Source organism: Staphylococcus sp. HMSC62B09 (genome assembly GCF_001839115.1).
Taxonomy (GTDB): domain Bacteria; phylum Bacillota; class Bacilli; order Staphylococcales; family Staphylococcaceae; genus Staphylococcus; species Staphylococcus haemolyticus.
Map to the genome: position 1 here is coordinate 18,137 of NZ_KV840158.1, position 19,601 is coordinate 37,737.

General features: G+C 32.7%; 19 protein-coding genes. 16 read left to right on the forward strand and 3 right to left on the reverse strand.

Annotation, left to right across the window (positions count from 1 at the left end):
* The first annotated feature begins 1 nt into the window (after nt 1).
* The 4 genes from deoC to HMPREF3265_RS09930 all read left to right on the forward strand — a co-directional run bounded on the left by deoC (nt 2) and on the right by HMPREF3265_RS09930 (nt 3,580).
* Nucleotides 2–664 (forward strand): deoxyribose-phosphate aldolase, encoded by a 663-nt coding sequence (deoC, locus tag HMPREF3265_RS09915; RefSeq protein ID WP_070440327.1) that lies wholly within the window; start codon nt 2–4, stop codon nt 662–664.
* A 61-nt stretch (nt 665–725) separates the two neighbouring features.
* Nucleotides 726–2,027, forward strand: coding sequence for a pyrimidine-nucleoside phosphorylase (locus tag HMPREF3265_RS09920; RefSeq protein ID WP_037551899.1), 1,302 nt, complete (start codon nt 726–728; stop codon nt 2,025–2,027).
* Nucleotides 2,028–2,042: 15 nt separating this feature from the next.
* On the forward strand, nt 2,043–3,230 hold the full coding sequence (deoB, locus tag HMPREF3265_RS09925) for a phosphopentomutase (RefSeq protein ID WP_070861577.1): 1,188 nt from the start codon (nt 2,043–2,045) through the stop codon (nt 3,228–3,230).
* Nucleotides 3,230–3,580, forward strand: coding sequence for a DoxX family protein (locus HMPREF3265_RS09930; protein ID WP_053025305.1), 351 nt, complete (start codon nt 3,230–3,232; stop codon nt 3,578–3,580). The genes deoB and HMPREF3265_RS09930 overlap by 1 nt, the downstream gene beginning before the upstream one ends.
* A gap of 70 nt (nt 3,581–3,650) precedes the next feature.
* Here HMPREF3265_RS09930 and HMPREF3265_RS09935 read toward each other — a convergent pair whose 3' ends face one another.
* Nucleotides 3,651–4,121 (reverse strand): S-ribosylhomocysteine lyase, encoded by a 471-nt coding sequence (locus HMPREF3265_RS09935; RefSeq protein ID WP_070861580.1) that lies wholly within the window; start codon nt 4,119–4,121, stop codon nt 3,651–3,653.
* 255 nt (nt 4,122–4,376) lie between these two features.
* On the opposite strand from HMPREF3265_RS09935, the gene HMPREF3265_RS09940 reads away from it, so the two are divergent.
* The 3 genes from HMPREF3265_RS09940 to HMPREF3265_RS09950 all read left to right on the forward strand — a co-directional run bounded on the left by HMPREF3265_RS09940 (nt 4,377) and on the right by HMPREF3265_RS09950 (nt 7,669).
* Entirely contained in the window at nt 4,377–5,561 is a 1,185-nt protein-coding gene (locus tag HMPREF3265_RS09940; RefSeq protein WP_070440335.1) for a M20 family metallopeptidase, read from the forward strand.
* Nucleotides 5,558–6,751 carry an L-aspartate--L-methionine ligase LdmS gene (locus HMPREF3265_RS09945; RefSeq protein ID WP_070861583.1) on the forward strand — a complete coding sequence of 398 codons (1,194 nt, stop codon included), beginning with the start codon at nt 5,558–5,560 and terminating at the stop codon, nt 6,749–6,751. The genes HMPREF3265_RS09940 and HMPREF3265_RS09945 overlap by 4 nt, the downstream gene beginning before the upstream one ends.
* 252 nt (nt 6,752–7,003) lie before the next feature.
* A complete protein-coding gene (locus HMPREF3265_RS09950) occupies nt 7,004–7,669 on the forward strand; it encodes a DUF2750 domain-containing protein (RefSeq protein ID WP_070861586.1) in 666 nt (221 codons plus the stop codon).
* Between the two features lie 335 nt (nt 7,670–8,004).
* Here the strand turns inward: HMPREF3265_RS09950 and coaW are convergent, their stop codons facing one another.
* Nucleotides 8,005–8,805: a type II pantothenate kinase gene (gene coaW, locus HMPREF3265_RS09955; RefSeq protein ID WP_070861589.1), complete on the reverse strand. Its 801-nt coding sequence runs from the start codon at nt 8,803–8,805 to the stop codon at nt 8,005–8,007.
* A 190-nt stretch (nt 8,806–8,995) separates the two neighbouring features.
* Here coaW and HMPREF3265_RS09960 point away from each other — a divergent pair, with 190 nt between their 5' ends.
* The 3 genes from HMPREF3265_RS09960 to HMPREF3265_RS09970 all read left to right on the forward strand — a co-directional run bounded on the left by HMPREF3265_RS09960 (nt 8,996) and on the right by HMPREF3265_RS09970 (nt 12,312).
* Complete coding sequence (locus HMPREF3265_RS09960) at nt 8,996–9,856, forward strand: GNAT family N-acetyltransferase (RefSeq protein ID WP_070861592.1); 861 nt, start codon at nt 8,996–8,998, stop codon at nt 9,854–9,856.
* A 114-nt stretch (nt 9,857–9,970) separates the two neighbouring features.
* Complete coding sequence (rpoE, locus tag HMPREF3265_RS09965; RefSeq protein WP_053025303.1) at nt 9,971–10,489, forward strand: DNA-directed RNA polymerase subunit delta; 519 nt, start codon at nt 9,971–9,973, stop codon at nt 10,487–10,489.
* A 215-nt stretch (nt 10,490–10,704) separates the two neighbouring features.
* Nucleotides 10,705–12,312, forward strand: a complete 1,608-nt coding sequence (locus HMPREF3265_RS09970; RefSeq protein ID WP_070440342.1) for a CTP synthase — start codon at nt 10,705–10,707, stop codon at nt 12,310–12,312.
* A 64-nt stretch (nt 12,313–12,376) separates the two neighbouring features.
* Here HMPREF3265_RS09970 and HMPREF3265_RS09975 read toward each other — a convergent pair whose 3' ends face one another.
* Nucleotides 12,377–12,898 carry a DUF2529 family protein gene (locus tag HMPREF3265_RS09975; protein WP_070861594.1) on the reverse strand — a complete coding sequence of 174 codons (522 nt, stop codon included), beginning with the start codon at nt 12,896–12,898 and terminating at the stop codon, nt 12,377–12,379.
* Nucleotides 12,899–13,098: 200 nt separating this feature from the next.
* Here HMPREF3265_RS09975 and fdaB point away from each other — a divergent pair, with 200 nt between their 5' ends.
* From fdaB to HMPREF3265_RS10005, 6 genes are all read left to right on the forward strand, one after another.
* Nucleotides 13,099–13,956 carry a class IIb fructose-bisphosphate aldolase FdaB gene (fdaB, locus tag HMPREF3265_RS09980; RefSeq protein ID WP_070861596.1) on the forward strand — a complete coding sequence of 286 codons (858 nt, stop codon included), beginning with the start codon at nt 13,099–13,101 and terminating at the stop codon, nt 13,954–13,956.
* A gap of 282 nt (nt 13,957–14,238) precedes the next feature.
* Nucleotides 14,239–15,510 (forward strand): UDP-N-acetylglucosamine 1-carboxyvinyltransferase, encoded by a 1,272-nt coding sequence (locus tag HMPREF3265_RS09985; RefSeq protein WP_070861599.1) that lies wholly within the window; start codon nt 14,239–14,241, stop codon nt 15,508–15,510.
* Nucleotides 15,511–15,696: 186 nt separating this feature from the next.
* A complete protein-coding gene (locus tag HMPREF3265_RS09990; RefSeq protein ID WP_011275223.1) occupies nt 15,697–16,032 on the forward strand; it encodes a winged helix-turn-helix transcriptional regulator in 336 nt (111 codons plus the stop codon).
* A 169-nt stretch (nt 16,033–16,201) separates the two neighbouring features.
* A complete protein-coding gene (locus HMPREF3265_RS09995; RefSeq protein ID WP_070861601.1) occupies nt 16,202–17,629 on the forward strand; it encodes an aldehyde dehydrogenase family protein in 1,428 nt (475 codons plus the stop codon).
* A gap of 266 nt (nt 17,630–17,895) precedes the next feature.
* On the forward strand, nt 17,896–19,212 hold the full coding sequence (gene rho, locus HMPREF3265_RS10000) for a transcription termination factor Rho (protein WP_011275225.1): 1,317 nt from the start codon (nt 17,896–17,898) through the stop codon (nt 19,210–19,212).
* Between the two features lie 119 nt (nt 19,213–19,331).
* Nucleotides 19,332–19,589 (forward strand): type B 50S ribosomal protein L31, encoded by a 258-nt coding sequence (locus HMPREF3265_RS10005; RefSeq protein WP_070861604.1) that lies wholly within the window; start codon nt 19,332–19,334, stop codon nt 19,587–19,589.
* Nucleotides 19,590–19,601 lie beyond the last annotated feature (12 nt).

The window sequence follows — 19,601 nt, forward strand, 5'->3', positions numbered from 1 at the left end:
TATGAATTATGCTAAATTTATTGATCACACATTATTGAAACCGGAATCTACACGTCAACAAATCGATCAAATTATTGATGAAGCCAAAGAGTATAACTTTAAATCTATTTGTGTAAATCCTACACATGTAAAATATGCAGCAGAACGATTAAATGATTCTGATGTATTGGTTTGTACCGTTATAGGTTTCCCACTTGGTGCTACTACAACTGCTACTAAAATCTTTGAAACTGAAGATGCCATTAAAAATGGCGCATCTGAAATTGATATGGTTATCAATATCGGCGCACTTAAAGATGGAAGATTTGAAGAAGTTCAAAAAGACATTGAGGGCGTAGTTGGAGCAGCAAATGAAAAAACAGTAAAAGTGATTATTGAAACTGTGCTTTTATCAGATGAAGAAAAAGTTAAAGCAAGTGAATTAGCGAAAGCAGCAGGTGCTGATTTCGTTAAAACATCAACTGGTTTTGCTGGGGGAGGCGCTACACCTGAAGATGTGAAATTAATGAAAGATACAGTGGGAGACGAATTAGAAGTTAAAGCATCAGGTGGCGTTCGCAGTTTGGAAGATTTCAATAAAATGATTGATGCAGGTGCTACGCGTATAGGTGCGAGTGCAGGTGTTCAAATTATTCAAGGCTTAGAGTCAGATTCTGATTATTAATAATGCAATTAACGTAACAGCACATAGATACAACAGCTTATTTTGAGAGGGGTTCAGAATTATGAGAATGGTAGATATTATTGAAAAAAAACGCGATGGTAAATCATTATCAAAAGAAGAAATTGAATTCTTTATCAAAGGTTACACGAATGGGGATATTCCGGATTATCAGGCATCGAGTTTAGCTATGGCTATCTTTTTCCAAGATATGAATGACGAAGAGCGCGCAGCATTAACTATGGCAATGGTTAATTCAGGTGATGTGATTGACTTATCAAAAATCAATGGTATTAAAGTTGATAAGCACTCAACAGGAGGCGTTGGTGATACAACTACATTAGTATTAGCGCCTCTAGTGGCAGCAGTGGGTGTCCCAGTAGCCAAAATGAGTGGTCGTGGCTTAGGACATACGGGTGGAACAATTGATAAATTAGAATCAATAAAAGGATTCCACGTTGAAATCTCTGAAGAGGATTTCATTAAACTTGTTAATGAAAATCAAGTAGCTGTTATTGGACAGTCAGGTAATTTAACTCCAGCTGATAAGAAACTTTATGCATTGAGAGATGTAACAGGGACAGTTAACTCAATTCCTTTAATTGCATCATCTATTATGAGTAAAAAAATTGCTGCGGGTGCTGATGCTATCGTCTTAGATGTTAAAACTGGTAATGGTGCTTTCATGAAAACATTAGAGGACGCTGAAGCGTTAGCTCATGCTATGGTTAGTATAGGGAATAATGTAGGTAGAAATACAATGGCTATTATTTCTGACATGAGCCAACCACTTGGTCGAGCGATTGGTAATGCTTTAGAATTAAAAGAAGCTATTGATACATTAAATGGTAAAGGACCAGAAGATTTAACTGAACTTGTATTAACACTCGGTTCTCAAATGGTAGTTCTAGCTAATAGAGCAAAAACACTTGAGGAAGCACGTCAATTATTAAATGAAGCAATTGAAAATGGTTCAGCTTTAGAAAAATTTAAAACATTTTTAGAGAATCAAGGTGGCGATGCCTCAGTAGTTGATGCGCCTGAACTATTACCAACAGCAACATATCAAATCGAGTATAAAGCTCAATCAAGTGGCGTAGTTTCAGAACTTATTGCTAATGAAATTGGTGTTGCTTCAATGATGTTAGGGGCAGGGAGACAAACTAAAGAGGATGAAATAGATTTAAGTGTTGGGATTGTATTAAACAAGAAAGTAGGAGACGTTGTTAAAGAGGGAGAATCTTTATTAACCATTCACAGTAATCGTGAAAATGTTGACGACGTTATTAAGAAACTTGATGAAAGTATTGAAATTCAAGCACAAGCAACAACACCAACATTAATTCATAAAATAATTACAGAGTAGGAGGGAGTGTTAAATATGACTACACCATTCAAAAGAGTACATTTAATTGTTATGGATTCAGTAGGTATCGGAGAAGCGCCTGATGCTGCAGTTTTCAATGATGAAGGATCTCATACATTAAAGCATACATTAGAAGGATTTAACCAAACGCTACCTAATTTGGAAAAATTAGGATTGGGTAATATTGAAGAATTACCTGTTGTCAATAAAGTTGAACAACCAGGTGCTTTCTATACTAAACTTAGTGAAGCTTCAGTGGGTAAAGATACCATGACAGGACATTGGGAAATCATGGGCTTAAATATCATGCAACCATTTAAAGTATATCCAAACGGATTTCCTGATGAGTTAATACAAGAGATTGAAGAAATGACAGGTCGTAAAGTTGTAGCAAATAAGCCCGCTTCAGGGACAGCCATTATTGATGAATTAGGTGAGCATCAAATGAAAACTGGGGACTTAATCGTCTATACTAGCGCTGACCCAGTACTTCAAATTGCTGCACATGAAGATATTATTCCTCTTGAAGAATTATATGATATTTGTGAAAAGGTTCGAGAATTAACTAAAGATCCTAAATACTTAATTGGTCGTGTAATTGCACGTCCGTATGTAGGTGAACCAGGAAACTTTATACGTACTTCTAATCGACATGATTACGCACTCAAACCATTTGGCAAAACTGTTATGAATACATTAAAAGATAATAACTATGATGTTATTGCTATAGGAAAAATTAATGATATTTATGATGGTGAAGGTGTAACTGAAGCAATAAGAACAAAAAATAATATGGATGGTATGGATCAATTAATTAATGTCGTAAAAAAAGATTTTAATGGCATTAGTTTCTTAAATTTAGTTGATTTCGATGCACTATACGGCCATCGTAGAGACAAAGAAGGTTATGCACAAGCTATTAAAGATTTCGACGAGCGATTACCAGAATTAATCGACAATCTTCAAGAAGATGATTTAGTTATTATCACGGCTGATCACGGAAATGATCCTATTGCCGATGGTACTGATCATACTAGAGAGTTTATCCCAGTACTTATGTTTAGCCCTAAAATTGATAAATACCATGAATTATCAGGAGACAGTACGTTTAGTTCAATCGGTGCGACCATTGCAGATAATTTCAATGTGGAATTACCTGAATTTGGTAAAAGTTATTTGAATGAAATGGGAGTAGAACATTAATGAAAGTATTTCGTTATTTATTAGGTCTATCATTTGGAACAGCTGGCGTTCTACATTTTACAAATGAACGCTCATTTAGAAATATTGTTCCAGAATACTTACCATTACGTAAAACAGCTGTTTTAGTAACAGGTGTATTTGAAATTTTCTTTGGCATTATGTTGTTATTAAAACGTCCTGCTAATTGGTTAAAAACAGGTATAAATCTTTTCTTATTAGCTGTATTACCAGCAAATATATATATGGCACGAAAAGAATTACCTTTAGGTGATAAACAAGTACCTAAATGGGCATTATACACAAGACTACCAATGCAATTTGTTTTAATTGCACTAGTGAAAAAATTATAGAAGAGAAAAGTAAAACCACCAATACTTAAATATACTTAAGTATTGGTGGTTTTTATTTTAAATATGAAATTTATTTACCTTCACCAAAAATATCTGACCATTGATTGCGTTTATCTAAAAATGCTTGCGCAATTTCTTTTGCACCTTCAAGTGAATGACTTGCTGCCCAACCGCATTGTACTTCATTGCAAGCGGGTACCTCAGTAGCTTCTAAAACATCATTTAGTGTTTTTTCAATTATATTTAACACATCTTCATAGTCGTTATGATTAATAAATGAAACATAAAAACCAGTTTGACAACCCATTGGACTTAAATCTACAACTTTATCAGTATGATTTCTAATGTTTTCAGCCATTAAATGCTCTAGTGAGTGTAACCCAGGCATTTCCATGTGCTCTTTATTAGGTTGTTTGAAGCGAATGTCATATTTTTTAATAACATCACCATTTAAGCCTTCCATTGTACCAGCTAAACGGACGAAAGGTGCGACAACTTTAGTGTGATCTAGATTAAAACTTTCAACGTTCATTTTAGTCATGATAAATCCTCCTAGATTAAATAAGCTTAATTATTAAGTTAACGATTTGATTGTATCAATAGTTAAGGGTATTTACAATTTTCAAAATTATAGTTAAACAAAGTGAATTGTGAGAAAATTTCGTAAATATAAAGTTATTTAATGACAACAATCTTTAAATCCGATAAAATAAGTAATAATTAATTGAGAAACGATATGGTTACAATATCCAAAATATTTTTAAAAATTTTTACAATAATAAGGGAGTTATGATTTATGAGTAATAAACAAGGAATTTTAGATTATATAGAGAATAATAAATATGATTATGTTGAAATTAGTCATAGAATACATGAACGCCCTGAATTAGGCAATGAAGAAATTTTTGCGTCTAGAACGCTTATAGATAAATTGAAAGAGAATGATTTCGATATAGAAACGGATATTGCTGGACACGCTACTGGATTTATAGCTACATATGATTCTGGACAAGAAGGCCCAGTTATTGGCTATTTAGCTGAATATGATGCATTACCAGGCCTAGGTCATGCATGTGGTCATAATATTATTGGAACTGCTAGTGTACTTGCGGGTTCAGCATTGAAACAAGTTATAGACCGCATCGGTGGCAAAGTTGTCGTGCTCGGTTGTCCTGCAGAGGAAGGTGGCGAAAATGGTAGTGCAAAAGCGTCATATGTTAAGGCTGATATTATCGATGCTATCGATATAGCATTAATGATTCATCCAGGTAATGCAACTTATCCAACCATTGATACACTAGCGGTGGATGTATTAGATATAAAATTTTATGGCAAAAGTGCACATGCTTCTGAAAATGCTGACGAAGCTTTAAACGCTTTAGATGCAATGATTTCATATTTTAACGGTGTAGCACAGTTAAGACAGCACATTAAAAAAAGTCAACGCGTACATGGTGTTATCTTAGACGGAGGAAAAGCTGCAAATATTATACCCGATTTTACACATGCTCGATTCTACACACGTGCAACAACTCGAAAAGAACTAGATATTTTAACAGAAAAAGTTAATCAAATTGCTAGGGGTGCCGCAATTCAAACAGGTTGCGATTATGAATTTGGCCCTATACAAAATGGTGTGAACGAATTTATTAAGACACCTAAATTAGATAAATTATTTGAAAAGTACGCGCTCGAAGTTGGTGAAGATGTAAGTCATGATGATTTTGGTTTTGGTTCAACAGATACGGGTAATGTCAGTCATATAGTACCTACGATTCATCCTCATGTGAAGATAGGATCTAGAAACTTAGTTGGTCATACACATAGATTTAGAGAGGCTGCAGCAAGTGTACATGGTGATCAAGCATTAATTCATGGTGCGAAAATTATAGCATTAATGGGATTAGAACTAATTGAAAATAAGGGATTGTTTGATGAAATTGTTCAACAGCACTCTCATATAAAGGGGGAGTCAAAATGACGATAAATGAAAAAGGTCTAAAATTAACTTTAAGTGACTTATATAATGAAAATATAGTGTATAACTCGAGACCATCTTATGTTTCAAATCCATGGTTAAAGCCAGAGGAGCATCAATCTAATTTCTTAACTGGTAGGGAAATGCTTATTGCAGATTCAATGCCAATGATTGTACATGAAGCAAGTATTACTGAAAAATTAGACCAACTATTTAATCTTGTTGGAAAAAAAGTTCCCACAAATACGTATCAATTTAAAAACCGTGAAACATATGAAGCACTCTTAAATCGAATTGTTAAAGAAGAAGGTAAAGATATATATTTTCAATATATTCATAGTGAAGATGTTGTTTCAGATAAATGCTACGCTGTAGATAAAGAGACATTTGTAGCTTTGAACAATAAAGCGCGAATACCAGAATGGACGAATCATAAATATTTACCAGAGCGAGAAATTGTATCGATAAATGATTTTAAAGCGCGCATAAAAGAATGGGATTTCCCTTTTGTAATTAAACCAGGTGATGACTTACCAACAGCTGGTGGATATGGTGTAATGATTTGCTATGATGAAGAAGACTTAGCTAAAGCAACACAACGTATTTTAGAAGCAAGTGATGCTACGGATAATTTAATTATTGAACAAAAATTTGAAGCGGTAAAGAATTATTGTGTTCAGTATGCTTATTCTGAAGAAATAGGTGTGACTTATTTAGGGACTGCACATCAAATCACTGATAAATATGGATTTTATGCTGGAAATGAAAATGTTCATGATGTTCCTCAACAAGTTATTGATGCAGGAAGAGAAATTATGGAAAATGGTGTAAAGTTGGGTTTCTTCGGTGTAGCTGGATTTGATTTACTATTAGATAAAAACGGTGATGTTTTTGCCATCGATTTAAACTTTAGACAAAATGGCTCAACAAGCATGTTATTATTACAAGAAGAATTAAATTCATCATATCAGAAATTCTATAGTTACTTCTCTAATGGTGATAATGAACATTTCTTTAATACAATTTTAAAATATGTCAAAAAGGGCGTATTATATCCATTATCTTATTATGATGGTGATTGGTTTGGAAAGAATGCAGTTAATTCTCGTTTTGGTTGTATATGGACTGGAGATTCAAAAGAAGCCATAGAGAAAATTGAAAAATCCTTTTTAGTTGAATTAGATAAAAATTAAATTACCCTAATCAATATCCATTGATAGGAATATAGCAATAATTTTAAAAAGCATAATTTCAATTCTTAGCATTTAAATGAATCAAAAGATAATAATTCAATATAGTTATAGCTCTATGCGTCAATTTGGGAGCAAGACATGGCATTCATCAAGAATACAGTCTTGGTCCTTTTTTTAGAATAGAAATTTGACGACATAAGTATTGTCATTTAGTATTTTAATAGTTGCAAATTAGAAATGGAGGGTTATGCATTGTCTTATAAGAATGAGGCGTACTTTAAAGATGTACTGATTAATGAAGTATTTTATGTTGCTAACAAAAATAAAAAACTGGTCAGACTAAATAGTAATAACCAAGATTATGTTGGCGTTTGGACTCAAGAAGGACAAGCGGAAGACTATTTAAAACATGCGTCAATCGATTATGACCGTGTGCTAAAAATTGATATTGATACATTCGTTACATATGAATTGGATGACTTATTTGATGAGGATGATCAAGTTATCATTAATCAAACATCACAAGAAACTGGTCAAATTGTAAAAGTCGTTAAAATGACTGATGAATTAATGTCAGAGTTGGATAAAATTCGTATTAAAGAATTTGTAAAGGATGTTGCCAAAGAAGACCAAGTATTTGGTTTATCAAAACATGGCGAAAATCACTTTATATTGATTAGTGATGATAGTGAAGACAAACCTCAAATCATGCCGGTTTGGAGCTTGAAAAATAGAGCACTCAAAGTTCGTGATGAAGATTTTGAGGAATGTGAATTAATTAAAATTGAAGGTAGTGTATTTAGTGATTGGTTAGATAAGTTGCGTGATAATGACCAAGCTGTCGCAATTGATTTGAAACCTGGTGTGGTAGGAACAGTCATTTCTGCACAAAAATTATCAAATGAATTAACTTTTTAATTTGAAGCACGTAACATTTAGTGAAATCTTGTCTTTATATATACATTAATAAATAGTCGATGTTAAATATGTCGATGCATTTAAGAATTAGATAAATTGTAGAGGGAGCAGACAGAATTAATATTTTTCAAAATTTATTTGTTGTATCCCTAGCTAGCTTAGCTTGTAGAATTTCTTAAAGAAATTCTCTTTGCTGGGGCCCGTCTGCCATGCAAGGTTACTAGAATTAAAAAGCTTGTTACAAGTACGCTTTTTAATTCAGTCAACTACTGCCAATATATATTTGTAGCCTGAGGCATTGAATTATGTCCCAGGCTCTTTTCAATAATAAGTATTTAATTTAAATAAATTGCGCCAAGTGCTCCTGAAAAAGCACCATTCTCAATGTAATATGGTTTGAAACCACGTAATACCGTATAATCTTCAATTACTTCACGTAAAAGTGGATTATTGTTAAAAGAAGACCCGATATATACAACATTCTCAGTTTTATTTTCACGAGCAACGGTTATGGCCATAGTAGTTATTACTTCACCAACAACTCCAACCACTGATGCTAATTTATTAGCAGGTGAAAAATCTACGTCTAAATTATGTAAGACGTTTCCAAAGTTAGCAGCTGTTAATTCACCTGGAATAGGTGGTTCGGTATCTTTGTAAATATGCTTAACTTTAAGATCAATTGTATCTCTATCTCCAGACTGAGCTAGATTTGTAAGTGCTTCATAATCTGTAATTTGTGATAATAAGTATCCCAGTCCTTGAATCATACCTCCACCAGTACCTACACCGCCTACACGACGTTGTTGTTTGCCATCGAAATAATGTAACGAAGTGCCTGTACCGACATTAGCGAATATATATTCGTCAATATGATGACATTGCTCTTTAAGAAGCATACCCAAACCTTTGGATGATGCATCGAATTCAACAAATATAGTTGCATCCACATTTAAACTTTCAGCAATAACGTCTGCATTTCCGCCAGTAAGACTGATTGATTCAAAAGTGTTTGCGTTTAACCATGCAATTACTTCTGAAATGTTTGTAGTAAGTTTTGTTTCATACGAACGTCCTTGTTGAGATTCTTGGACGATTTTTATTAGCGTACCACCGGCATCTATACCGACTTTCATTCTAGTTCACCTCGTGATTTTATATGTCATATTTATAGTAAAGCAAATTAGCTAAATTTCAATAGATTATTTTTAAATTGTAAAAATTTAAAACAATTGTACCTAATTAAAGTGGATTTTATTTTGATAAGTGTAAAAAAACAATTATAATAAAGTTGATTAATTAAAAGAGGCATAGGGGTTAGTGGTTATGACTATAAAAAAGCAGTTTGAAAATATAACGATTCAAGAATTTGAAGAAAAGTATAGGCAGGATGTAGTTAACTTTGAATTAAGTGAGAGACAACAAATATACTCATCCTTACCGAAATCAGTTCTAGATGATGCTCTTTCAGATTCAAATAGAGTGGCTAATATAGCTATTAATGAGTATGGTGATGTTGTTGGTTTCTTTGTATTACATCAATATTATCAACATGAAGGGTATGATACACCTGAGAATGTTGTATATGTAAGATCATTATCAATTAATGAGAAGTTTCAAGGAAATGGCTATGGAACTACGATGATGATGTATTTACCTCAATATGTACAAGATTTATTCCCTGATTTCAATCACTTGTATCTGGTTGTCGATGCTGAAAATAAAGGGGCTTGGAATGTGTATGAACGTGCTGGTTTTATGCACACTGCTACTAAAGAAGAAGGTCCTATTGGTAAAGAACGCTTATATTATTTGGACTTAGATTCAAAACATGTGTCTTCACTACGATTAACTGAAAATGAAGCATCAAGCATTTCATCTTATAGTATTGTTGATTTACTAAAAGATAACCAAAAGGTAGGTTTTATAGCACTTGAACAAACGGATAATCGAATTGATATTGTGGCTATTGAAGTGTATAAAGAACAACGAAAAGAAGGTATCGCTGAAAGTGCATTAAGACAAATTCCTACATATGTACGAAAGCATTTCAAACAAGCTAAAACGATTATGATTACGTTATTTGGTGAAAACAATGAATTAAAATCATTATGTGTAAATAGTGGTTTCGTAGAAATTGATCAGTCAGATGATTTAGTTATTTTCGAGAAATATGTAAATTACTGAGATAATCGTAATTGCGAAATCGTGTATTGTCATTTATAATTTATTTTTGTTACTATTAATTAATGAAATCTAACGACATAATTAAAAAATTCTTCGAAAGGAAGATTAGCTATAATGAAAATCCAAGATTATACTAAAGAAATGGTTGATGAAAAGTCATTTATAGATATGGCTTATACGTTATTAAATGATAAAGGTGCAACGATGAATTTATACGATATCATCGATGAATTCAAAGATTTAGGTGGTTATGAATTTGAAGAGATTGAAAATCGTGTAGTTCAGTTCTATACAGACTTAAATACAGATGGACGTTTCTTAAACATTGGTGAAAATCAATGGGGATTACGTGATTGGTATTCTGTAGACGATATTGAAGAAAAAATCGCACCTACAATTCAAAAATTCGATATTCTTGATGATGAAGATGAAGAAGATAAAAATCTTAAATTATTGGGTGATGACGAAATGGATGACGACGATGACATTCCTGCCCAAACGGATGATCAAGAAACTTTAGACGACCCTGAAGATGAACAAGTAGAAGACGAGATTAGTGAATCAGATTTAGTAATTGAAGATGACGAAGATGATGAACTCGACGAAGAAGACGAGGACGAATTCGAAGACTAAGAAGATTTTAAAACTAAATTTTAGTTTTAATTGACTTTTACTAAAAAAATGATAGAATTTTATTCGGGCTCCTTTAAATAGGACACGTGTATAAATCATATACGCTCCCCTTACAGATATGTGAGAGGGAGCGATTTTTTTATTTTTCAAAATTGATTATTTAAAAAGAATAAATAGGTAAGGAAGCATCCCTTTATAAATTAGGAGGTCAGGAAATGACAAAATTTATTTTTGTAACGGGCGGAGTAGTATCATCATTAGGAAAAGGTATCACAGCCGCTTCTCTAGGTAGATTGTTAAAAGATAGAGGCTTAAAAGTAACAATTCAAAAATTTGATCCATATTTAAATGTTGACCCAGGAACTATGAGTCCGTATCAACATGGAGAAGTATTTGTTACAGATGATGGTGCTGAAACTGACTTAGATTTAGGACACTATGAGCGTTTTATTGATATTAATTTAAATAAATATTCAAATGTTACAGCTGGGAAAGTTTATTCACATGTACTCAAGAAAGAACGTCGTGGTGATTACTTAGGTGGAACAGTTCAAGTTATTCCACATATTACTAATGAAATTAAAGAACGTTTACTACTTGCTGGTGAGAGTACAAACGCAGATGTAGTTATTACTGAAATCGGTGGTACAACTGGTGACATTGAATCACTTCCATTTATCGAAGCAATTAGACAGATTAGAAGTGATTTAGGTCGTGAAAACGTAATGTATGTACATTGTACATTGCTTCCATACATTAAAGCTGCTGGTGAAATGAAAACAAAACCAACACAACACAGTGTTAAGGAACTACGTGGTTTAGGTATTCAACCGGATTTAATTGTAGTGCGTACAGAATATGAAATGACACAAGATTTAAAAGATAAAATTGCTTTATTCTGTGATATTAATAAAGAGAGCGTTATAGAATGTAGAGACGCATCATCTTTATATGAAATTCCATTACAATTAAGTGCACAGGATATGGATGACATTGTCATCAAGCGATTAGATTTAGATGCTAAATATGAAACGCAATTAGATGAATGGCAATATTTACTAGATACCGTTAATTCACTTGATGGTACAATCACGATTGGATTAGTAGGTAAATATGTTAGCTTACAAGATGCATACTTATCTGTTGTAGAGTCATTGAAACATGCTGGCTACCCATTGAAGAAAGACGTTGTAGTTAAGTGGATTGATTCTGGCGAAGTTAATGATAATAATGTTGAAGACTATTTAAAAGATGTAGATGGCATTCTTGTACCAGGTGGATTTGGATTTAGAGCAAGCGAAGGTAAAATTGCTGCAATTAAATACGCTCGTGAAAATAATGTTCCATACTTTGGTATTTGCTTAGGTATGCAATTAGCGACTGTTGAGTTTGCACGTAATGTACTAGGTTTAGAGGGAGCACACTCAGCAGAACTTGATCCTAGCACACCTTATCCAATTATTGATTTATTACCTGAGCAAAAGGATATTGAAGATTTAGGTGGCACGTTACGTTTAGGATTATATCCATGTAAAATTAAAGAAAACACATTGGCACATCAAATTTATGACGTAATAAATATTGAAGAAAGACACCGCCATAGATATGAATTTAATAATGAATTTAGAGAACAATTAGAAGCTAATGGTATGGTGTTCTCTGGTACTAGTCCAGATGGTCGATTAGTAGAAATGGTAGAAATTCCAGAGAATGACTTCTATATCGCATGTCAATTCCATCCTGAATTCTTATCAAGACCTAACAGACCTCAACCTATTTTCAAATCGTTTGTAGAAGCGGCTTATAAACATCAAAATAAATAATATAATAAATCAACCCTTACGTACTGAAATGGTGACGTAAGGGTTGATTTTATAATGAATGACATCACAACTCTAAATCTCGTGTCATTTCAATCATTTGAGTGTAAATTTCATAATATATGTAATTAAAAGATATCGTATGAGGTTGAACAACTTTATCATAATCTTCAGTATAAACAATTGGTCTAGGGGTAGCTAGATTGATGAAATGTATAAAGTGTTCTGGTATTTTTGAATCTTTGGGTCGATTACAAATTAAGACAACATCTATATCGTTATCTACTAATGTTTGTAAATCTTTAGCTACTTCTTCAGTGTAAAATGGTGAAAAGAGTAACACGCGATCTGTTGAATCTATATCATCAAATGTTGTGAGCGTGGATAATAATTTACTAGATTTAAGGTGCTCTTCACTTTCTATAACGAAAGGCTCGAAAAATTTCAAATCGCCATAGCCTTTAATGTATACATAACCTTCGCCACCGATTGCTTGTATTAGACATTGAGCAGCCATTTGAATATCTAAAGCTTGATCTTCTAACCGATTAAATATACCCGTTAATTGAGTTTGTAATATTTTAGACATGTTGTTCCTCCGTTTCATATGTATTGTAAATAAACTCAAACTTATGTGCAATAAAACCGTTCATATATTGAATTATTAATAATTTAGTATTTAATAGTAAAAGTTTATTTTAAATCAAGCATGCATTCACATGCAATTCAAAAAAATATCTGATATAATGATTTTAAAAATTGTGCAGTTGCACACAAGGAGGAACTTTCATGCCATTAGTTTCAATGAAAGAAATGTTAATCGATGCGAAAGAAAATGGTTATGCGGTTGGTCAATACAACTTAAATAACTTAGAATTTACACAAGCTATTTTAGAAGCTTCACAAGAAGAGAATGCGCCAGTTATCTTAGGTGTTTCAGAAGGTGCTGCACGTTATATGAGTGGTTTCTATACAGTAGTTAAAATGGTTGAAGGTTTAATTCATGACTTAAATATTACTGTACCTGTAGCTATTCACTTGGACCATGGTTCAAGCTTTGAAAAATGTAAAGAAGCTATTGATGCTGGATTCACTTCAGTAATGATCGATGCTTCTCATAGTCCTTTTGAAGAAAATATCGAAATTACTTCAAAAGTTGTAGAGTATGCTCATCAACATGGTGTATCAGTAGAAGCTGAATTAGGAACAGTTGGTGGACAAGAAGATGATGTTGTAGGTGGCATTATTTATGCTGATCCTAAAGAATGCCAAGAATTAGTTGAAAGAACTGGCATTGATACTTTAGCTCCAGCATTAGGTTCAATTCACGGGCCATATAAAGGTGAACCTAAATTAGGATTCAAAGAAATGGAAGAAATTGGTGCATCAACTGGTTTACCATTAGTTTTACATGGTGGTACTGGTATCCCAACTAAAGACATTCAAAAAGCAATCCCTTATGGTACTGCTAAAATTAATGTTAATACTGAAAACCAAATTGCTTCAGCTAAAGCAGTAAGAGAAGTTTTAAATAATGATCAAGATGTATATGATCCACGTAAATATTTAGGACCTGCTCGTGAAGCGATTAAAGAAACAGTTAAAGGTAAAATTAGAGAATTTGGTACATCTAATCGTGCTAAATAAATAATTTAATTGAAGATGTTTTGAAATAGGAGTGAAACGTTAAGTCGTTTCACTCTTTTTCTTTATAATTTGAGTATTCATATTTAAATGTTTTTCAAAAATGATTTATAATATTTGTATATATAATTCTCGAATTAGTTCTATAAATTTTGAATCGATAATTTTAAAAATTGCAATTATCAATAATTCGTAATAATTTATGTTTTACAAATAAAGAATATGTATTTTATAATGTTACTAATGTATTATTTTAAATAAATGAGAAACAAAGGAGATAAACTTATGACTCAAGAGGTAATAAAAATTCGCGGTGGTCAAACACTAAAGGGAGACGTTACGATAAGTGGTGCCAAAAATAGTGCGGTAGCAATTATCCCAGCAACATTATTAGCTCAAGGCCAAGTTAAATTAGATGGCTTACCACAAATTTCCGATGTAGAGACGCTAGTTAGTTTATTGGAAGATTTAAATATTAAAGCCCATTTAAATGGAAAAACTTTAGAAGTAGATACTTCAGAAATTGAAAATGCACCACTGCCTAACAATAAAGTTGAATCTCTTAGAGCATCTTATTACATGATGGGAGCAATGTTAGGGCGTTTTAAAAAATGTGTAATAGGTTTACCTGGTGGTTGTCCATTAGGACCACGTCCAATTGATCAACATATTAAAGGTTTTAAAGCATTAGGAGCAGAAATAGATGAATCAAATGATACATCTATTAAAATAGAAGCTAAAGAACTACATGGTGCTAATATCTTCTTAGATATGGTTAGTGTAGGCGCAACAATCAACATTATGTTGGCAGCTGTTCATGCAACTGGTCAAACAGTCATTGAAAATGCAGCTAAAGAACCTGAAGTTGTAGATGTTGCTAATTTCTTGAATAGTCTTGGCGCAGATATTAAAGGGGCAGGGACAAGTACGTTAAAAATTAATGGTGTTGATAGCTTACATGGTTCTGAATACCAAATTATCCCTGATCGTATTGAAGCAGGGACGTACATGTGTATAGCGGCAGCAGTTGGAGAAGAAATTACTATTAATAATATTGTTCCAAAACATGTTGAAGCACTTACTGTTAAATTAAAAGAACTTGGTGTAGACATCCAAGTAGATGATGATGCTGAAAAAGCAATCATAAAGCGCAAATCATCTTATAAAAATGTAGATATTAAAACTTTAGTATACCCTGGGTTTGCAACAGATTTACAACAACCAATCACGCCTTTATTATTTATGGCAGATGGCCCTTCATTTGTAACAGAAACAATATATCCTGCACGTTTTAAACATGTCGATGAGTTAAAAAACATGGGTGCTAATATTGAAGTCGATATGGAAACTGGAACTGCTACAATTAAACCATCATCACTTAATGGTGCTAAAGTATATGCAAGTGATTTGCGTGCAGGTGCATGTTTAATTATTGCAGGTCTTTTAGCTGAAGGCGTTACTACAATTTATAACGTTAGACATATTTATAGAGGCTATACTGACATTGTTAAGCATTTGAAAGAATTAGGTGCAAATATTTGGACTGAAGAAGTCTAAAGGTATTGATAAGTTAATATTGACAGTTTCAACTCTCGACATATTAGCTTTTTCTGGTATAATAATTATATTAGATACTAATAAGATTTTGGTTTATAGATATCATTAAAGCCTATACAATGTTTATATTTATAAGCGATTTTTAGTACTTACAATCTAAAGAAGTTTTGAATAGAGGTGAAGACAATGGAAATCTGTCCATATCTTGAAGAAACCTTTAAAATTGTTGGTAGAAGTTGGAACGGTTTAATCATTAATTATCTATCACGATGCACTGATTATACTGCGCACTTTTCCGATATGAAAAGGGATTTAAAGACCATTACACCACGTGCATTAAGTATTAAATTAACTGATTTAGGTGAATGGGGATTAGTTGAAAAGAAAGTAGTCTCAACTAGTCCAGTTTCAATCATTTATGAATTGACTGATAAAGGTAAAGCTTTAGCAGAAGCTTTAAAACCCATTGAAAAATGGGCTCAAGAACATGTAACACTTGAAGAAGAAGTTAAATCTAAATAATGTAATAAAGAGTTTTGTGCTTTATATTGAATGAATAATCACTTTTTATAATTGTTCATCATTGCTAGGTGCAAAACTCTTTTGTTATTTCATACTAAGATGGTATGTTTAATTTTCAATGAAAAAAGGTATACAAATGACATAATGATTCTTAAGGAGTGAAGAATTTATGAGAAATTATACTCAACAATATATAAATGGCGAATGGATTGATAGCGATAGTAATGAAACGATTGAAGTAATCAATCCAGCAACTGAAGAAGTTATTGGTAAAGTAGCTAAAGGTAATGCTAATGATGTGGAAAAAGCAGTAGAAGCTGCAAATAACGTTTATTTAGAATTTCGTCATAGCTCAGTGAAAGAAAGAAAAGAACTATTAGATAAAATTGTAGAAGAATATAAAAATAGAAAACAAGATATTGTAGAAGCCATAACGGATGAATTAGGTGCACCTTTAACAGTATCTGAGAATGTCCACTACCAAATGGGACTAAATCATTTTGAAGAGGCAAGTAGAGCACTAGATTCATTCGAATTTGAAGAAAGACGTGGAGATGCATTAGTTATTAAAGAGGCAATTGGTGTTTCAGGCCTAGTAACACCTTGGAATTTCCCAACTAATCAAACTTCATTGAAATTAGCAGCCGCTTTTGCAGCAGGTAGTCCTGTTGTTCTAAAACCTTCAGAAGAAACACCATTTGCTGCAGTCATTTTAGCTGAAATATTTGATAAAGTAGGCGTACCAAAAGGTGTATTTAATCTTGTTAATGGTGACGGTGAAGGTGTAGGTAATCCACTAAGTGAACATCCAAAAGTTAGAATGATGTCATTTACTGGTTCAGGACGCACAGGTTCAAAAATAATGGAAAAAGCTTCTAAGGATTTCAAAAAAGTATCACTTGAATTAGGCGGTAAATCGCCTTATATCGTATTAGATGATGTTGATGTTAAAGAAGCAGCGAAAGCAACTACTGGCAAAGTAGTTAATAACACAGGTCAAGTATGTACTGCAGGTACTCGTATTTTAATTCCTGAAAGCAAAAAAGAAGACTTATTAACTGCACTTAAAGAAGAATTTAGTAAAGTTAAAGTTGGAGATCCACGAGAAGAAGGTACTCAAGTTGGACCGATTATTAGTAAGAAACAATTTGATACAGTCCAATCATATATTGATAAAGGTATTGAAGAAGGTGCAGAGTTATTCTACGGTGGTCCTGGTAAACCTGAAGGATTAAATACTGGTTATTTCGCGAGACCAACTATTTTTATCAATGTAGACAATGACATGACAATTGCTAAAGAAGAAATCTTTGGACCAGTTGCTTCTGTAATCACATATAATGATTTAGATGAAGCAATCAAAATTGCTAATGATACTAAATATGGATTAGCAGGATATGTAATAGGTAAAGATAAAGAAACACTTCAAAAAGTAGCTCGTTCAATTGAAGCAGGTAGAATTGAAATCAATGAAGCTGGAAACCAACCAGATTTACCATTTGGTGGATATAAACAATCTGGAATTGGTCGTGAGTGGGGCGATTATGGTATAGAAGAGTTCTTAGAAGTGAAATCAATTGCTGGTTATTTCAGTTAATTTAAAAAATTAATTTATATATTATTTGTATCAGTTCATGGAATATTTTTAGTTCCATGAGCTGTTTTATTTTTGGAAATTTAATAAAATCGTTTTGTATTTAAATTGAAAATTTGCTATATTAATTCTAGTATTCAAGACTTTAAATATTATTTTATGAGATATCCTAAATAGACTTAGTGAGTTCTTGAAATGAAACTATTTAAAATATCTCTTTTCTAATCAAATTGAAGTCTTTATAAATATATAAGAAATGGGTGCAATTTATGCCTGAAAAAGTACGTACATCTCCACAGTATGAGTCGTTTCATGAATTGTATAAAAATTACACAACGAAAGAATTAACACAAAAAGCAAAAACATTAAAACTTACTAATTATAGTAAATTGAATAAGAGTGAATTAGTTTTAGCTATCATGGAAGCCCAAATGGAAAAAGATGGTAACTATTACATGGAGGGTGTTTTAGATGATATCCAGCCTGATGGTTATGGGTTCCTAAGAACAGTCAACTATTCAAAAGGTGAAAAAGATATTTATATATCTGCAAGTCAAATACGACGTTTCGAAATTAAACGTGGTGATAAAGTAACCGGAAAAGTTCGTAAACCTAAAGATAATGAAAAATATTATGGTTTATTGCAAGTTGACTTTGTTAATGATGAGAATGCTGAAGTTGTAAAAAAACGCCCTCACTTTCAAGCTTTAACGCCTCTCTATCCTGAGGAAAGAATCGTTTTAGAAACAGATCCCCAAAATTATTCAACACGTATAATGGATTTAGTTACGCCTATTGGTCTAGGTCAACGTGGACTTATTGTTGCACCTCCTAAAGCGGGTAAAACGTCTTTATTAAAAGAAATTGCAAATGCGATTAGTAAAAATAAACCTGATGCAAAATTATTTATTTTATTAGTTGGGGAACGTCCAGAAGAAGTAACTGATATTGAAAGATCCGTTGAATCTGCTGAAGTAGTGCACTCGACTTTTGATGAGCCACCAGAACACCATGTTAAAGTAGCTGAATTATTACTAGAACGTGCTAAACGATTAGTTGAGATTGGTCAAGATGTTATTATTCTGATGGACTCAATTACTCGATTGGCAAGAGCGTATAACTTAGTTATACCACCAAGTGGAAGAACATTATCAGGTGGTCTTGATCCTGCTTCATTACACAAACCTAAAGCATTCTTTGGTGCTGCGCGTAACATTGAAGCAGGAGGAAGTTTAACGATATTAGCCACTGCATTAGTTGAAACTGGATCACGCATGGATGATATGATTTATGAAGAATTCAAAGGAACAGGAAATATGGAACTTCATCTTGATCGTAAATTATCTGAACGTCGAATTTTCCCTGCGATTGATATTGGAAGAAGTTCTACGCGTAAAGAAGAATTACTAATTAGTAAATCTGAACTTGATTCACTATGGCAGTTAAGAAACATGTTTACAGACTCTACAGATTTCACAGAAAGATTTATTAGAAAATTAAAACGCTCTAAAAGTAATAAAGAATTTTTCCAACAGTTGCAAAAGGCTGCTGAAGAAAGTACAAAAACAGGAAAACCGATTATTTAACGAATGTCTGTTTGAGGGTTGCGTTTTAATCTAATAACTATTATAATTACCAAGTATTGGGTAAAAAACTCACAAATAACTCTGTTCCAGATGGTTCAGGGCAAAGGAGCTGAAAATTAATGAGACAAGGAATCCATCCTGATTATCACAAAGTTATCTTTTTAGATACAACTACTAACTTTAAATTTTTAAGTGGTTCAACTAAAACATCTTCAGAAACAATGGAATGGGAAGATGGTAATGAATACCCAGTTATTCGTTTAGATGTATCTTCTGATTCACACCCATTCTACACAGGACGTCAAAAATTCGCTGCTGCGGATGGTCGTGTGGAACGTTTCAACAAAAAGTTTGGTCTCAAATCAAAAAACAACTAATTATAAGTTTAA

What these genes read in the sequence shown, in the direction of transcription:
- deoC (WP_070440327.1), top strand. Translation starts at nt 2, where the DNA reads ATGAATTATGCTAAATTTATTGATCACACATTATTGAAACCGGAATCT.
- HMPREF3265_RS09920 (WP_037551899.1), top strand. Translation starts at nt 726, where the DNA reads ATGAGAATGGTAGATATTATTGAAAAAAAACGCGATGGTAAATCATTA.
- deoB (WP_070861577.1), top strand. Translation starts at nt 2,043, where the DNA reads ATGACTACACCATTCAAAAGAGTACATTTAATTGTTATGGATTCAGTA.
- HMPREF3265_RS09930 (WP_053025305.1), top strand. Translation starts at nt 3,230, where the DNA reads ATGAAAGTATTTCGTTATTTATTAGGTCTATCATTTGGAACAGCTGGC.
- HMPREF3265_RS09935 (WP_070861580.1), bottom strand. Translation starts at nt 4,121, where the DNA reads ATGACTAAAATGAACGTTGAAAGTTTTAATCTAGATCACACTAAAGTT.
- HMPREF3265_RS09940 (WP_070440335.1), top strand. Translation starts at nt 4,377, where the DNA reads ATGAGTAATAAACAAGGAATTTTAGATTATATAGAGAATAATAAATAT.
- HMPREF3265_RS09945 (WP_070861583.1), top strand. Translation starts at nt 5,558, where the DNA reads ATGACGATAAATGAAAAAGGTCTAAAATTAACTTTAAGTGACTTATAT.
- coaW (WP_070861589.1), bottom strand. Translation starts at nt 8,805, where the DNA reads ATGAAAGTCGGTATAGATGCCGGTGGTACGCTAATAAAAATCGTCCAA.
- HMPREF3265_RS09960 (WP_070861592.1), top strand. Translation starts at nt 8,996, where the DNA reads ATGACTATAAAAAAGCAGTTTGAAAATATAACGATTCAAGAATTTGAA.
- rpoE (WP_053025303.1), top strand. Translation starts at nt 9,971, where the DNA reads ATGAAAATCCAAGATTATACTAAAGAAATGGTTGATGAAAAGTCATTT.
- HMPREF3265_RS09970 (WP_070440342.1), top strand. Translation starts at nt 10,705, where the DNA reads ATGACAAAATTTATTTTTGTAACGGGCGGAGTAGTATCATCATTAGGA.
- HMPREF3265_RS09975 (WP_070861594.1), bottom strand. Translation starts at nt 12,898, where the DNA reads ATGTCTAAAATATTACAAACTCAATTAACGGGTATATTTAATCGGTTA.
- fdaB (WP_070861596.1), top strand. Translation starts at nt 13,099, where the DNA reads ATGCCATTAGTTTCAATGAAAGAAATGTTAATCGATGCGAAAGAAAAT.
- HMPREF3265_RS09985 (WP_070861599.1), top strand. Translation starts at nt 14,239, where the DNA reads ATGACTCAAGAGGTAATAAAAATTCGCGGTGGTCAAACACTAAAGGGA.
- HMPREF3265_RS09990 (WP_011275223.1), top strand. Translation starts at nt 15,697, where the DNA reads ATGGAAATCTGTCCATATCTTGAAGAAACCTTTAAAATTGTTGGTAGA.
- HMPREF3265_RS09995 (WP_070861601.1), top strand. Translation starts at nt 16,202, where the DNA reads ATGAGAAATTATACTCAACAATATATAAATGGCGAATGGATTGATAGC.
- rho (WP_011275225.1), top strand. Translation starts at nt 17,896, where the DNA reads ATGCCTGAAAAAGTACGTACATCTCCACAGTATGAGTCGTTTCATGAA.
- HMPREF3265_RS10005 (WP_070861604.1), top strand. Translation starts at nt 19,332, where the DNA reads ATGAGACAAGGAATCCATCCTGATTATCACAAAGTTATCTTTTTAGAT.